Raw genomic sequence first — 15187 nt, forward strand, 5'->3', positions numbered from 1 at the left:
ATGATAGGCGGCCATTATTTCCGTTACTGCGCGTATCCGGTGTGCCTGTTGCGTTGCGGCGGTGGCCATGGACAAACGCTAACGCGAGCGCCCGAGCGCGGTCCACACTTATCTTCCGATTAATTCAGGGGATCGGTTCCTGATCGTTCGGGGCGAATTAACGGAGAGTTGGGGGAGAGTTCCGATGGCGCTGAAAATCGCTGGAAAGGACCAGGTAATGGCGGCACGTACCTCTTTTGATACATGCTCCGATGTTCCCAAAGTGTCCCTTGGGGTGCTGGTAACGAACGGATATCGTCAGTTTCGATCCCGCGTCGGAGTGGCCTCGGGATCGAATTACTGACATTTGCTGATGAATTGGGGGCAGTATGTCCGCAGTGGCCGTGATCGGTGGTGGTATCGCCGGTCTGTCCGCCGCCTACCACCTGCGTGGACGGGCCGAAGTGACCCTGTTCGAAAAGGAAGCGAACGCCGGTGGTCACGCCAACTCTATCGAAGTGAACGATAGTGGTCGGATCCTCGGACTGGATACCGCATTTATCGTCTACAACGAGGCGCACTACCAGCGGTTGACGCAATTCTTCGCCGATCTGGGCGTGCCGACGCAATCGCATCCCGGCACCTTCAGCTTTTACCATGCCGACACCGGACTCGGCTTCGTCTCGGAGGATTTCGTACTCCCCGAAGACGAGATCAGGGCGAAGTACGGACCGGAATTCGTGCCGATGTGGGCCGAGGCGGAGCGGTTCTACCGGGAATCGCCCAAGCATTTCATCCGCAAGCAGGCCGAGATGCCGATGGGTGAATATTTGGACGCCAACGGCTACAGCCAGGACTTTCGCTACGGATTCATTGTGCTGATCGCCACCGCCGCCTGGTCGGTACCGGCAGATCGCATCTGGGAAATGCCCGCGGCAACCATTATCGCGTTCTTTCTCGGGCACGGCCGCGAGGGCCTGGGCGGGCGCACCGCCCCGTGGAATACGGTCACCGGCGGCAGTATCAACTATGTGCGCGCGACGCTGGAGCACCTGGGTGCGGCCGGGCAGGAGATCCGGCTCGGCACCGCCGTCGATCGGGTCGACGAGGACGAAACCGGAGTCACCGTCTACACCGCTGTGGGCCCACGGCGCTTCGACGAGGTGATCATCGCGGCGCACGCCGATGACGCGCTGGCCATGCTCGCCGCGCCCACCGCAGCACAGCGCATGCTGGAAGCCCTGTCCTACAACGACACTCGCGCCACCCTGCACACCGATCCGGTCTGCATGTCCGGCGACCGTTCGATCTGGCGCAGTTGGAACTATGTGCGCTCGGGCGGGCTCGACGATATGCGGTCCTGGGTCGTCTATTACCTCAACGAACTGCAGTGCTTCACCAGCGAGACCGACTACTTCCTCACCCTGGACTGCGGCGTCGACATCGACCCGGACCGGGTGATCCGCGAGTTGGCCTACCGCCACCCGATTTTCACCTACGAGGCCCGGCAATTGCGTCCGGTGCTGCACACCATCAATGAGGGCAGCTCTCGGGTCAAATTCGCGGGCTCGTATTTCCATTCGCGCAAGATGGGCATCGATATCGTCGGCAACCACGAATCCGGATTCGATTCCGGCGCTGCCGCGGCCGACGCGGTGGTGCGCAGCCTGTCCGCCGCGCCCGCTCAATGAGTTCTCCCTCATCAGATCAATTCGCTGTTACCGCATCAGGAGTGTGTTTCCCATGACCGAGCAGGCCACCACCGCATCGCTTTCCGTCGAGGAAGTGGAGAACTGGCTGCGGGAGAAGATCGCCTACAAGCTGTCCGTCGAGCCGGCAGAGGTTTCGGTGGACGACTTCTTCGACAGCTTCGGCCTCGACTCCACCGAGGCGCTGGTGCTCGCGGGTGAGCTGGAGTCCTGGTTGGGGTTCGAGCTGGAGACCACCGCGCTCTGGTACCACCCGACCATCGCCGAACTGGCCAAGTACATCGTCGCCGAGAAGGACCGGCTCGCGGCCTAAGTGTCGCGAATCGTTCACCGCCGCTGCGTTTTACGCCGTCGAGGAGCAGTGCCCCCATGCAATCACAGACAACGCTCTCGCCCGCGCCGGGTTCCCGGCTCGGCGATACGCCCATCGCGATCGTCGGTCTCGGCGCGCTGTTTCCGCGTTCGGCGGATCTGACCGAATACTGGTCGAATATCGTCGCGGCCGCGGACTGCATCGAGGATGTACCCGAAACACATTGGAAGATAGAGGACTACTACGATCCGGACCCCAGCGCGCCGGATAAGACCTACGCCAAGCGCGGTGGCTTCCTGCCCACCGTCGACTTCAATCCGATGGAGTTCGGCCTGCCACCGAACATCCTCGAGGTCACCGACGTATTGCAGCTGCTGAGTCTGGTGGTGGCCAAGCAGACCCTCGCGGATGCGGGCGCACCCGATTCGTCCTGGTACGACCCGAGCCGCACCGGCGTCATTCTCGGCATCACCGGCGCCAACTCGCTGACCCAGCCGCTCGCTACCCGCCTGCAGACCCCGGTGCTCAAAGAAGTGGTGCGCAGCTGCGGCCTGAGCGATCAGGATGCCGAGGAGATCGCGGCCAAATTCGTCAAGGCCTTCGCGCCATGGGAGGAGAATTCCTTCCCGGGCATGCTCGGCAACGTGGTGTCGGGGCGCATTGCCAACCGGTTCGATCTGGGCGGCACCAACTGCACCATCGATGCCGCCTGCGCCAGTTCGCTTGCTGCGGTACACATGGCGGCCGCCGAACTGGTGTCCGGCCGAGCCGATCTGATGATCAGCGGTGGCTGCGATGCCGAGAACACCATCCTGATGTACCTGTGCTTCAGCAAGACGCCCGCGCTGTCCAAGAGCGGAATCATCCGGCCGTTCGACGAGAATTCCGACGGCACCATGATCGGCGAGGGCATGGGCATGCTGGCACTCAAACGCCTCGCCGACGCCGAGCGCGACGGCGACCGCATCTACGCGGTGCTGCGCGGCATCGGGACCTCCAGCGACGGGCGGTTCAAGAGCATCTACGCCCCCCGCAAGGAGGGGCAGCAGCTGGCGTTGCGCCGGGCCTACACCGATGCCGGATTCGGGCCCGAGCAGATCGGACTGCTGGAATGCCACGGCACCGGCACCGCGGTCGGTGACTACACCGAATTGTCGGCGCTGCGTGAGGTTTTCGCCGAAGCGAGCGATGAGAAGCAGTTCTGCGCGGTGGGCAGCGTCAAGTCGCAGATCGGACACACCAAGGCGGCGGCGGGCGCGGCCGGGCTGATCAAGCTGTCGCTGGCGCTGCACCAGAAGGTGCTGCCGCCGACCATCAATGTGGAGCAGCCCAAGGAGGCGGTGGACTTCCCGAACTCACCGTTCTACGTGAATTCGGCGACCCGGCCGTGGGTGCTGGAGCCGGGCCGGGAGAAGCGGCGGGCGGCCAGCTCGTCCTTCGGCTTCGGCGGCACGAACTTCCATTGCGTGCTGGAGGAATACGATCCGTCCGGCGCCGATGCCCGTGCGCTGCACCGGGATTACCGCGTATACGCGTGGCACGCCGCGACGCCGGCGGAATTGCTCGCGGCGATCGAAGAGCGCCCACGCGGTGTCGAACTGGATACGGCGATTCCGGAGGGGCTCGCCCGCCTGGCGGTGGTCGCACAGTCCGATGACGAGCTGATGGCGTTGCGGGACAAGGCCGTCGAACGGCTGCGCGCGCAGCAGTCGGTCGACGCGTTCGAGGTGCCGGGTGGTGCCTACTACCGGCGCGCGGCAGGGGTGCCCGGCAGGATCGGCGCGCTGTTCGCCGGACAGGGCAGCCAGTACGTCGGCATGGGCGCGCAGACCGCCGTAGCGGTGCCGCCGGTCCGTGCCGCCTTCGATGCCGCGAGTGGGCATTCCGATCCCGCCGATCCGCTGAGCCGGGCCATCTTCCCGCCGCCCGCGTTCACCCCGGAGGACGCCGCGGCTCAGGAAGAAGCCTTGCGCCGCACCGATTTCGCACAGCCCGCCATCGGCGCGCTGGCCGCCGGACAGTACCGCTTCCTGGACGAACTGGGCTTCGTACCCGACGGCGCGCTCGGCCACAGCTTCGGTGAGCTCACCGCGCTGTGGGCGGCCGGGGCCTTCGATGACGACACGTTCTACCGGTTGGCCCGGGCCCGCGGCACCGCCATGGCGACACTGCCCGAGGGCGCGGCCGATCGGGGCACCATGGCGGCGCTGCGCTGCGGTCCGGACGCGCTGACCGAATTGCTGGCGGCGCACCCGGATGTGGTGGTGTGCAACCTCAATGCACCGGAGCAGACCGTCGTCGGCGGTGGTACCGAGGCGGTGCGGGAATTCGCCGCGGCCGCACAGGAGCAGGGCCTGCACGCCCAGCTGCTGCCGGTGGCCGCCGCCTTCCACACCGCCTATGTGGCGCATGCGGTGGACGCGTTCCGGGCGGCCGTGGCCGAGGAGACGATCGGCAAGCCCGCCCTCGAGGTATTCGCCGACGCCGCGGGCGCCGAATACGGCGCCGATCTGGCGGCGAACCGGAATGTGCTGGTAGAGCAGCTGTCCCAGCCCGTCGGATTCGCGCCGCGGATCCAGCAGATGTACGACGCGGGTTACCGGGTCTTCGTCGAATTCGGCCCCAAGTCGGTGCTTTCCGGCCTGGTGCGCAAGATCCTGGCCGATGTGCCGGACGCGGTGGTGCTCGCCGCCGACGCGGGCGCCGACGGCGACCGCGCGCTCAAGCAGCTCGCGGCGCGGCTCGCGGTGCTGGGACTGCCGCTGACCGGTCTGAACCGGTACAGCGCCGAGGAATCCGAAGTAGTCGAAAGCAAAGGAATGAGGATCCCCTTGAACGGCATCAACTACGTCTCGGAGGAGCGGCGCAGTTCCTATCGCGACGCTCTCGAGAACGGATATCGCGTACCGCAGCCCGCCCCCGCCACTGGGAACGGCAATGGCAATGGCAACGGCAATGTCGCTGCGGCGTCCGCCGCCCCGCCCGCGCTCGCGGCCGCTGGTGGCCAGGGCGATCTCGCCGGTGATCACCTGGCGCTGCACCGGGAATACCTGAGCAGCCAGCTGCGGGTGGCCGAAAGACTCAGCGGCATTCTGGAATACGACTCGCGCCAGGGCACCCTGGACGACCGCACCATCGCCGGACTTGCCTCGGTCAGCGACCACAGCGTGGCCATCGGCCATGCGCACAGCCAGGCCAGTGAGGTGCTGCTCGGCTTCGCGTACCTGGAGGCGGGGCAGAGCATCGACGCTCCGGCCATCCGCCGCCCGGTCGAGCGGCTGCCGCGGACCGAGCTGGCGGCGCAGGCGGAACTGACGGCCGCCCCCGCCTACGCTCCGGTGTCGGCTCCGGCATCTGCTCCCGCGCCGGTCGCCGCACCGCAGCCCGTCGCGGAAGCGGTTGTGGCGCAACCGGCTCCGGTCGCGGCCGCTGCGGCCGCCGGACCGGTGGTCAGCGCCCCGACCGAGACCCCGGTCACCGGTGACGCCACCGAGGTGGTGCAGGACGCGCTACTGTCGATCGTCGCCGAGAAGACCGGCTACCCGGCCGACATGCTGGACGTATCCATGGATGTCGAGGCCGATCTGGGTATCGACTCGATCAAGCGGGTCGAGATCATGGGCGCACTGCAGGAGCGGTTCCCGGACAGCCCGCAGGCGGGTCCGGAGCAGATGGGCGAGTTGCGCACACTGGGCGGGATCATCGCCTTCATCAGCGTCGCGATCGGCGGCTCCGGCGCGGTGCGTGCGGCGGAGGTGGTGCACCCAAAAGCTGATGGCGCGTCCCGCATCTCGCGGATGCAGGCGCGCCTTTCCGAGCTGCCTGCCGTCGCCCCGCTGGTCGGGGCCTTCGCAGCCGAGCCGGTCGCGCTGATCGCCGGTGGCGGCAGCGCGCTGGCCGAACCGCTCGCCGCCGCCCTCGCGGCGGCGGGCTGGTCGGTCGTCGCCGGTGCCGACCTCGGCCCGGACGATCGGCTCGACCTGGTCGTATTCCTCGCCCCGGAGGCGCCACCCCGGTGGTCGAGTTCCATTGCGGCGTTGGAAGATGCGCTGGAGCTGGCGCATACGACCCAGCGCACCCTGGAACAGGCGGCGGCGCGCGGCCGCGCGGCCTTCCTCACGGTCAGCCGTGTCGACGGCCTGTTCGGCCTGTCCGGCACGGTCGACGCCGCCGGACTGCTCGGCGGACTGCCGGGGCTGGTGAAGACCCTTGCGATCGAGGCGCCCTCGCTGTTCTGCCGGGCACTGGACCTGAGTCCGGAACTGGCGGTGAAGCAGGCGGTGGCCCGAGTGCTCGACGAGCTCGCAGACGTCGATACCGGCACCGCCGAGGTCGGCATCGCGGCCGACAGCACCCGTCGCACGCTGCGCGCGTGCACCGACGACGGCACCGATCCGCTACTGCCACAGGGTGAGTCGGTGCCCGAACCGACCGTGGCGGATCTGCTGGTGGTCACCGGTGGCGGCCGCGGCGTCACCGCGGCGTGCGCGATCGGGCTCGCCGAACAGTACGGTTGCGGGCTGCTGCTGCTCGGGCGCAGCCCACTCGAACCCGAACCCGATTGGGCCACCGGAGTTTCCGAGGCTCAACTGAAGGGCGCGATCGTCGGCGATCTGCGCGCAGGCGGCGGCAAGCCGACGCCACGCGAGGTCGAACGGATCTTCCGCGGCCTGGTCGCGGGCCGCGAGATCCGAGCCACCCTGGCCGCGATTCGCGCCGCCGACGCCACCGCGGAATACCTCGCCGTCGATGTCACCGACGCCACGGCGACCGCGGCGGCGCTGGCACCGTACCGGGATCGGATCACCGGTCTGGTGCACGGCGCGGGGGTGCTCGCCGACAAGGCGATCATCGATCAGCGGCGTGCGGATGTCGCGCCGGTGTTGGCGACCAAGCTGACCGGTCTGGCCGCCACCCTGGCGGCCCTCGATATGGACCGGCTGCGGCATGTGGTGCTGTTCTCCTCGATCGCCGGATTCTTCGGCAATCGCGGTCAGTCCAGCTACGCCAGCGCCAATGAGGCGCTCAACCGGGTGGCCGCCGCACTGCGGCGGCGACTGCCGGGCACCCGGGTCACCTCGGTGAACTGGGGCGCCTGGGCGGGCGGCATGGTGACACCGGAGTTGGAGCGGATGTTCACCGAGCGCGGGGTCACGTTGATCCCATTGCGTACCGGCGTGGAGTTCTTCACCGAACAGTTCCGCACCGCACGGTCCGCGGATGTGGTGTGCGTGGTCGGGCCGAATGCGCCGCTATCGGCCGCGCCGCCGCGGACGCTGTCGGCCGAGCCGACGGTGGTGCGGCGCGATCTCGCCGGGGCCGCGCAGGATCCGGTGCTGGCCGACCATGCGGTGGGCGGAATTCCGGTGCTGCCCGCGACGGCTGCGATCGGCACGATCCTCGGAACCGCCCAGCGGATCACCGGACGGACCGTGCGGCGGCTGACCGGGTTCTCGGTGCTCAAGGGCGTAGTCCTCGACGCTGCCGGTCCGACGGAACTGCGGCTCACCTACACCCCGGGCGCCGTGGCGGCCGCGGTACTGGTGACCGACTCCGACGGCAGGCCACGGTTCCGGGCAAGTGTGGTCGACGATGACCTCGCGCCCGAGACCCTGACCGGGCTGTCGGATATTGCTGCGGCACAACCAGTTTCGGTCTACACCGACGGCACGCTGTTCCACGGCCCCGCGCTGCGCGGCATCACCGCTGCGGTGCAGGCCGAGGACGGACGTCTGGTGCTCACCTGCCGCCTGGCCGACCGCACGCTGCTCGGCGGTGCGTTCGCGGCCGAGGACTACAGCCCGGTGCTCGCCGATCTGCTGCTACAGGCCGCGCTGGTCCAGGTGCACCGCAGCACGGGCCACAACAGCCTGCCGACCGCGGTCGGCGCGATCGAGGTGCACGACGCGGTGCCCAGCGATGTCGAGTTCCACATTGTGGTGGATCCGCTGATCAGCCGCGGGGCCACGGCCACCGGCACGGTCACCGCCGTCAGCGCGACCGGACGGGTGCTGCTGCGCTTCGGTGCGGTGGAGCTGGTGATCAGCGAGGCACTCGGTGCGAAATTCACGACGGACGACACGGATCGGACTGTGTGAGGACATGTCAGACACGGACAGCGGCGCGGCGCGCATGCCGGTAGCGATCGTCGGAATCGGCTGCCTGCTACCCGGTGCGCACACCCCACGGCAATTCTGGGACCGATTGCTCGACGGCGCGGATCTGCGCACCGAGGGCGGCGCGGACGTCTTCGGAATCGACCCGGCCACCATCGGCGGCTGGGGTGATCCGGAGCACCAAATCACTGCCACCCGAGGCGGTTTCGTCACCGAACCGGCGATCGACACGACCGGCCTGCGGGTTCCGGCCGAGCGGATCGATGGGTTGGGGCGGGTGGTGCGCTGGCCGTTGTACGTGGTCCGGCAGGCATTGGCCGATGCCGGTATCGCCGAGGACGACGCGGTGCTCGCCCGCACCGGCCTGGTGCTCGGCAACTACTCCTTCCCGACCGAACGCTCCGTTGACCTGTGCGTGCCGCTGACCCGACGCGCGGTCGCCGAAGGGCTGCGGGCCGCCGGACTTCCACTGCCGGACAACGGAGTCCGTCGGTGGGAGCCGGAGGTTCCGGTCGAATCGCTGTGGCCCTCGGGCCTGCCGACCACCGTGGTCGGCGATGCCTTCGGCCTGGGCGGGCCGCGGCTGGCGCTGGACGCGGCGTGCTCGTCGGCGCTCTACAGCATCGGGCTGGCCCGCGACTATCTGGCCACCGGAACTGCCGATGTGGTGCTGGCCGGTGCGGTATGCGCGCCGGACCCGCTGCTCATCCATCTGTGCTTCTCGGATCTGCGCGCCTTCCCTGAGGACGGTGTCAGTCAGCCGTTCCGCGCCGATTCCAGCGGCATCGTCACCGGCCAGGGCGCCGGTGTGGTGGTGCTCAAGCGTCTGGCCGATGCCCAGCGTGACGGCGACACCATCTATGCGGTGGTCGAGTCCATCGGTCTCGGTAACGACGGTTCCGGCGCTCACCTGCTGGCCCCGAATATCAACGGCCAGTTGGCCGCCTACCGCCGGGCCTACGGCGGCGGCGTCGATCCGGCGGCCGTCGACTACATCGAATGTCATGCCACCGGAACTCCCGTCGGTGATCCGATCGAACTGCGCGGACTCGCCGAATTCTTCGGCGCGAATGTGCCTTTGCTCGGTTCCGTGAAGGGCAATGTCGGCCACCTGCTCACGGTCGCGGGCTTCACCAGCCTCATCAAGGCGATGCTGGCCATGCGCCACGGGGTCATCCCCGCAACGCCGGGTGTCGGCGACGCGATCCGACCGACCGGCGCCCAGTCCGTTGCCGACCGCATCGTCACCATCAATCAGCCCTGGCCGCAGCGTGATTCGGCGCAGCGCCGCGCTGGTGTCTCGGCCTTCGGCTTCGGCGGCACCAATGCCCACCTCCTGCTGGTTTCGCCGCCCGCGTCGCATGTCGGTGCGCCGGTTCCGATCGACGCTCCGGATACCGCAACCGGTGTCGAGCTGCCTCGAATGTCGGTGTCCGGAATGGGAATTCGGATCGGGGCGCTGGCCGGGACGGACGCCCTGCGGCGGACCATCCGGTGCGGACAACCCGCGCTGGTGCAGCGGCCCGAAGGTCGTTGGTACGGCACGGAACAGGTGGGGATCGCCGAACTCACCGACGAGCGGGCCGCGGGCTATGTCGACAGCGTCGAGGTGGATATCCGCGCCTATCGACTGCCACCCGCCGAACTCGCGCAGATGAATCCGCAACATCTGCTGTTCTTCCAGGCCGCCGAGGAGGCCCTTGCCGAGGCCGGGCTGACCGGCAGCGGGCGGGAGCAGGCCGGGCGCCGGGTGGCGGTGGTGGTGGCCATGGAAATGGAGCCACGCTCGCACGCCCATCGCGCTCGCTTCGATATCGGAGCTCAGGTGCGGGCCGAATGCGCCAGGGCCGGTGTCGAACTCGGGCCGGATGAGCTGGATCGGTTGGAGGCCGCGGTCCGGACCGGTGTGCACGAGCGGATCGGCGCCAATGAGGTGCTCAGCTATATCGGCAATATCATGGCCAGCCGGATCGCCTCCGCACACAACCTGACCGGCCCGGTCTTCACCATCTCGGCCGACGCCACCGGCGGCGCCCACGCCCTCGAGGTGGCCGGATTGCTGCTGCTCGACCCGACTGTCGAAGCGGTGCTCGTGGGTGGTGTGGAACTCGCGGCCGGAGTGGAGAATACGCTGGTCCGCAGCGTCCTCGCCGATGGCGACCGCCCGGATCTCGGCGATGGCGCCGCCGCCCTGGTGCTGCGCCGCTCCGACGGCACCGATCAGGTCACCATCGACAACATCACCGTGGACCGCGGCGACCGGGACGAGCTGCGCCACGAGCTCGAAAAGTGCTATGCGGCACTCGGTGTCACACCGGATGAGGTCGGCTACCTGGAACTCGCCGGTGCGGTATCCGGCCCCGACCTGACGGCGCTGTCCGAAATCTTCCCGGCCCGAGAAGGCGACATCGCGAGCTGCGCCCTCGGCAATCACGTCGCCCTGACCGGCGACGCACAGCAGGCCGGAGTGCTCGCGGGTGTCGTCAGCGCCGCCCTGGCCCTGCGTCACCGCGAACTGCCTCCGGCCCCCGGGACTCTGCGCCGGATCGCCGCTGACATGGCGGAACTCGATGACTCCGCCCTGCACCTGCTGGACGCCCCGGCCACCTGGCTCGCCATGGCACGCGACCGCCGCCGGATCGCCGCGGTGCACGCGATCAGCGGCGCGAGCACCGCCCATATCCTGCTGTCCGCGGCCCCCGCCGCCTTGCCGCATTTCGCGGAGCAGACCTCGGGTGACTCGGCGTCGGGTATCAATGGGTTGGTGCCGGTCGCGGACTGGGTGGGCGGCGGTGGACCGCTGCTGATCCCACTGCACGGTGATACCGGCGCGGAGCTGGCCGCGCGGGCCGAAGCCTGCCTCGATGCGCTGGACGCGGGCCGGGATCCGGTGGAGCTGGCGCGGGAATATGTGGCCGCACCGCGGTCGGGGACCTACACCGCGGTCGTGGTTGCCGCCGACGGCGTCAAGCTGCGCAAGGAACTGCAGGCCGCGGCGCGATATCTGCCGGAAACCATTGCAGCGGGCGGGGATTGGGCCACCCCGGCGGGCAGCTTCTGCACCGCGCGGCCGGTGGGACCGGACGCCCGGATCGCCTTCGTCTATCCCGGCGCGTTCACCGCCTACCCCGGAGCCGGACGCGAACTGTTCTCGCTGTTCCCGTCGCTGCTCGCGGCCTTCGAGCGAGAGTCGGAGCAGCCGTGGGCCGAATACAAGCATTCGGCGCTGTATCCGAGTGCGCCGCGCGGGATCGATCGGACCGCGCTGATGCGGCACGAGGGCGAACTCATCGAGTCGATTCCCACCATGCTGGCCATCGGCACGAATGCCGCGGTGTTGTCGACGCGGCTGCTGCGGGATTCGCTCGGCATCCGGGTCGACGGTGGCTTCGGCTACAGCCTGGGGGAGAGCAGCATGCTCTTCGCGATGGACGTCTGGGATGCGGCGGTGCGCGATGACGCCCCGCTGCGGAACTCGCCGCTGTTCGTCGACCAGTTGCGCGGCCCGAAACGGCTGATCCGCAAGCGGTGGGGGCTGCCGGATACGCTGGCCGATCGCGAGGTCTGGACCACCCAGGTACTACTGGCTCCGGCCGATGCGGTGCGTGCGGCGATGACCGACCTGGACCGGGTGTACCTGACCCATGTGAATACCTCGGGTGAGGTCGTGGTCGCGGGCAGTCCGGCCGCGGTGCGGGAACTCATCACCCGACTCGGCTGCAAATCCGCCAAGGCGCCTGCGAACCACGTTATGCACTGTGCCGCAGTCGAATCCGAACGCGCTGCCTTTGCCGGACTCAACAACCATCCGTTGGGTCATCCGGCTGTGGGCCTGGAGCTGCTGTCCAGCTACGACTACGACCGGGTCGATCCGTCCGACCGCACGGTCATCGCCCATCGGATCGCCGAAACACTCTGCAGCACAGTCGACTTCGCCAGACTGGTGAACACCGCCTATGACCGCGGCTTCCGGGTGTTCGTCGAGGTCGGCCCCGCAGCCACCTGCACCCGCTGGATCGGCGAAACACTCACCGGCCGCGACCATATCGCCGTCGCCGCCGACCGGCGCGGCATCCCGAGCGGCGTCGCGCTGGGACAGGCGCTGGCCAGGCTGGTCAGCCACGGCGTCGCCGTACGCCTCGACCTGCTGTTTCCGGCCACCGAAGCCGTCGCCGCCCAGCCCAAGTACCGCATCGCGGTGACCTGCGGAGGGGAATCGGTGGTCGACCGAGTCGCCGCGCGGACCGCCCCGATCCTGGCGGCGGCGAAGCGGGCGGCGGCGCACCGGACGGTGGATCCGGTCACCGTCATCCCCACGGTCCCGATCGTGGATCCGGATCTGATCATCATCGAGGGAGAGCCGTTCGTGTACCTGCCCCGTCGCGCTGCCGCCGAACAGCCCGCACCGCAACCAGTTCCGGTCGGTGCCCCGGCCGCCGCGCCGATCGCCCGCGTTGCCGATCCGCTCGACACCGCCCGGGCCCTGGTGCTGCGTCCGATGAGTCATAGCGTCTCGCTGGCGCACCGGTCCTTCCTGCGCGTCCATGGCGCCCTGGTGCAGCGCAGCCTGGACGATTTGGAGGCGGGACGCGGCTTCCCGCCCCCGCCGAGCGAATTCCCCTCCGCCGCACCGCAACCGGACCGCCTGGTGGTCTGGGATGAGGCGGCGCTGCTGGAATTCGCGAACGGCAAGGTGGCCAACGTCTTCGGCCCGGACTTCGCCGAGATCGATACTTACCCGGTGCGGGTGCGACTGCCCGAGCCGCCGTACCACTTCGTCACCCGGGTCACCGAATTGCGGGCCACCACCGGCGAATACGTGCCGTCGGCGATAACCACCGAATACGATGTGCCGAAGGGTGCCTGGTACTCGGTGGACGGACTGGTGCCGTGCGCGGTCACCATCGAGGCCGGGCAGTGCGACCTGCTGCTGGTCAGCTATCTCGGCATCGACTTCCGCAATAAGGGTCAGAAGGTCTACCGGCTGCTCGACAGCGAATTGGTCTTCCACGGCGGCCTGCCCCGCGAGGGCCAGACCCTGCGCTACGAGATCAAGATCGACCGCTTCGTCTGGAACGGCGACAGTCTGCTGTTCTTCTTCAACTACCGGTGCTTCGCCGACGGTGTGCTCATCCTGGAGCTGCTCGATGCCTGCGCGGGCTTCTTCTCCGCCGCCGAACTCGAGGATTCCCTCGGCGTGGTCTTCAATGCCGCCGATCGCAAGCGCCGCGAGTCGATGACCAAGACCTGGTTCAAGCCGCTCGCACGCACCGACCGGACCGCCCTGAGCGGGGCGGATCTCGAACTGCTCGCCGCCGGACGTCCGGCCGAGGTCTTCGGTCCGGCCTGGGACCAGACCGCGGACGGCTCGAATCGCTCACTGCGCCTGCCGGATCGGATGCTGCGGATGATCGACGAGATCACCGCGATCGACCGGCTCGGCGGCCCGCGTGCCCTGGGTGAGTTGACCGCGGTCAAATACCTGGACCGCGAGGGCTGGTACTTCAAGTGCCACTTCACCGGTGACCCGGTACTGGCCGGATCTCTGGTCGCCGAGGGCGGCGTGCAGTTGCTGCAGACCTATGCGCTCTACCTGGGCCTGCACCTGGTCCTGCCCGATGCCGAATTCCAGTCGGTGCCGGGGCTGAAGACCCAGGTGAAGGTGCGCGGCCAGATCACCCCGAAACAGCGCAGCATCCGCTACCACGTGGAGATCACCGAGATCACCATGCTGCCGCGTCCGACGATCATCGCCGACATCATCGTCTACGACGGCGATAAGCCGATGATCAGCATGCGTAACTTCGGCGTTCGGGTTCGGGAGAAGCCCGGCACCCCGTACCGGCCCGAAACCGGCGGCGTGCCGGCGTTTCTGGGCCGCCGGAATGCGGCGGGCGAACCGGCCTTCATCAACGAACTGCATCTGGCGCATGCCGCCAAGGGGGATCTGGCGACCGCCATGGGCCCGGAGTTCGAGATCTATGCCGACCGCAAGGCGCCCTATATTCCCAACGGCGACTTCCGATTCGTCGACCGCATCATGAAATTCGGCGGTGTGCGCGGTGAACTCGCGGCCGGGGCCACCATGGAGACCGAATACGACTGCCCGCCGGAGGCCTGGTACTTCCACGAGAACGCCTTCCCCGGCATGCCGAACTGTGTCTACATGGAGTCTTCGCTGCAGGCCGCCATCCTGCTCGGCTACTACCTCGGCGCCAGCCTGGCCACGCCCGATCAGGAACTCAATATCCGCAACCTGGACGGTAAGGCGACCGTCGTCAAGCAGATCGACTTGCGCGGCAAGACCATTCGCCAGCACACGACGATGCTGTTCAACCAGATCATGCCGGGTACCTCGCTGCAGAAATTCCGCTACGAGCTCTTCGCCGACGGCGAGCTGTTCTACCACGGCGAGTCCATGTTCGGTTATCACACCGCCGAGGCGCTGAGCAATCAGATCGGTCTGGACAATGCCAAATACGTGGCGCCCTGGCTGGATCAGCAGGGCGAACTCGCGCCGGGCCGGGTGCGCACACTGGCGGTGCGCTCCGCGGACAGCTGGTGCACCCGCCCCGGCCTGCGCCTGGCCGATGGACATCTGCGGCTGATCGACGAGGTCGACATCGTCGACGATGGCGGCACGCACGGGCAGGGTTATCTGCGCGGCCTGCGCCGAATCGACCACGATGACTGGTATTTCGAATGCCACTTCTATCGCGACCCGGTGATGCCCGGCTCGCTCGGCGTCGAGGCGCTGATCCAGGCATTGCAGGTCTACGCGATCGAGATCGGTGCGGGCGACGGCTTCACCGACCCGGTGTTCGCGATGCCGCTGGACATCGAAATGGTCTGGAAATACCGGGGACAGATTCTGCGCACCGAGGGCCCGATGACCTTCGACCTGCACGTCAAGGAGGTGCGGCGGGCCGACGATCGGGTGTTGGTGATCGCCGACGCCAATGTGTGGAAGCCGGGGATGCGCATCTACGAACTCGCCAACGTCGCCGTCGAGGTTCACGAACGCAGAGAGGACGAACAATGAGTGAGCGGAGCGAGCGAATCATGTGGCA

At 68.0% G+C, this 15187-nt stretch carries 4 protein-coding genes; all 4 read left to right on the plus strand.

What is annotated here, in order from left to right:
• Positions 1–368 precede the first annotated feature (368 nt).
• From ABZ293_RS27570 to ABZ293_RS27585, 4 genes are read left to right on the plus strand one after another with little or no spacing between them, the layout of a single operon-like run.
• Complete coding sequence (locus tag ABZ293_RS27570) at positions 369–1670, plus strand: FAD-dependent oxidoreductase (protein WP_355185277.1); 1302 nt, start codon at positions 369–371, stop codon at positions 1668–1670.
• 52 nt (positions 1671–1722) lie between these two features.
• Positions 1723–2001, plus strand: coding sequence for an acyl carrier protein (locus ABZ293_RS27575; protein ID WP_355185279.1), 279 nt, complete (start codon positions 1723–1725; stop codon positions 1999–2001).
• A gap of 56 nt (positions 2002–2057) precedes the next feature.
• Positions 2058–8099, plus strand: coding sequence for an SDR family NAD(P)-dependent oxidoreductase (locus ABZ293_RS27580; RefSeq protein ID WP_355185281.1), 6042 nt, complete (start codon positions 2058–2060; stop codon positions 8097–8099).
• Between the two features lie 4 nt (positions 8100–8103).
• The gene (locus ABZ293_RS27585) at positions 8104–15159 is read left to right on the plus strand and encodes a beta-ketoacyl synthase N-terminal-like domain-containing protein (RefSeq protein WP_355185283.1); all 7056 of its coding nucleotides are present in this window, start codon (positions 8104–8106) and stop codon (positions 15157–15159) included.
• The last annotated feature ends 28 nt before the right edge of the window (positions 15160–15187 follow it).

Origin of the sequence: Nocardia sp. NPDC005998 (genome assembly GCF_040614395.1) — a bacterium.
Lineage (GTDB): Bacteria > Actinomycetota > Actinomycetes > Mycobacteriales > Mycobacteriaceae > Nocardia.

What these genes read in the sequence shown, in the direction of transcription:
- ABZ293_RS27570 (WP_355185277.1), top strand. Translation starts at nt 369, where the DNA reads ATGTCCGCAGTGGCCGTGATCGGTGGTGGTATCGCCGGTCTGTCCGCC.
- ABZ293_RS27575 (WP_355185279.1), top strand. Translation starts at nt 1,723, where the DNA reads ATGACCGAGCAGGCCACCACCGCATCGCTTTCCGTCGAGGAAGTGGAG.
- ABZ293_RS27580 (WP_355185281.1), top strand. Translation starts at nt 2,058, where the DNA reads ATGCAATCACAGACAACGCTCTCGCCCGCGCCGGGTTCCCGGCTCGGC.
- ABZ293_RS27585 (WP_355185283.1), top strand. Translation starts at nt 8,104, where the DNA reads ATGTCAGACACGGACAGCGGCGCGGCGCGCATGCCGGTAGCGATCGTC.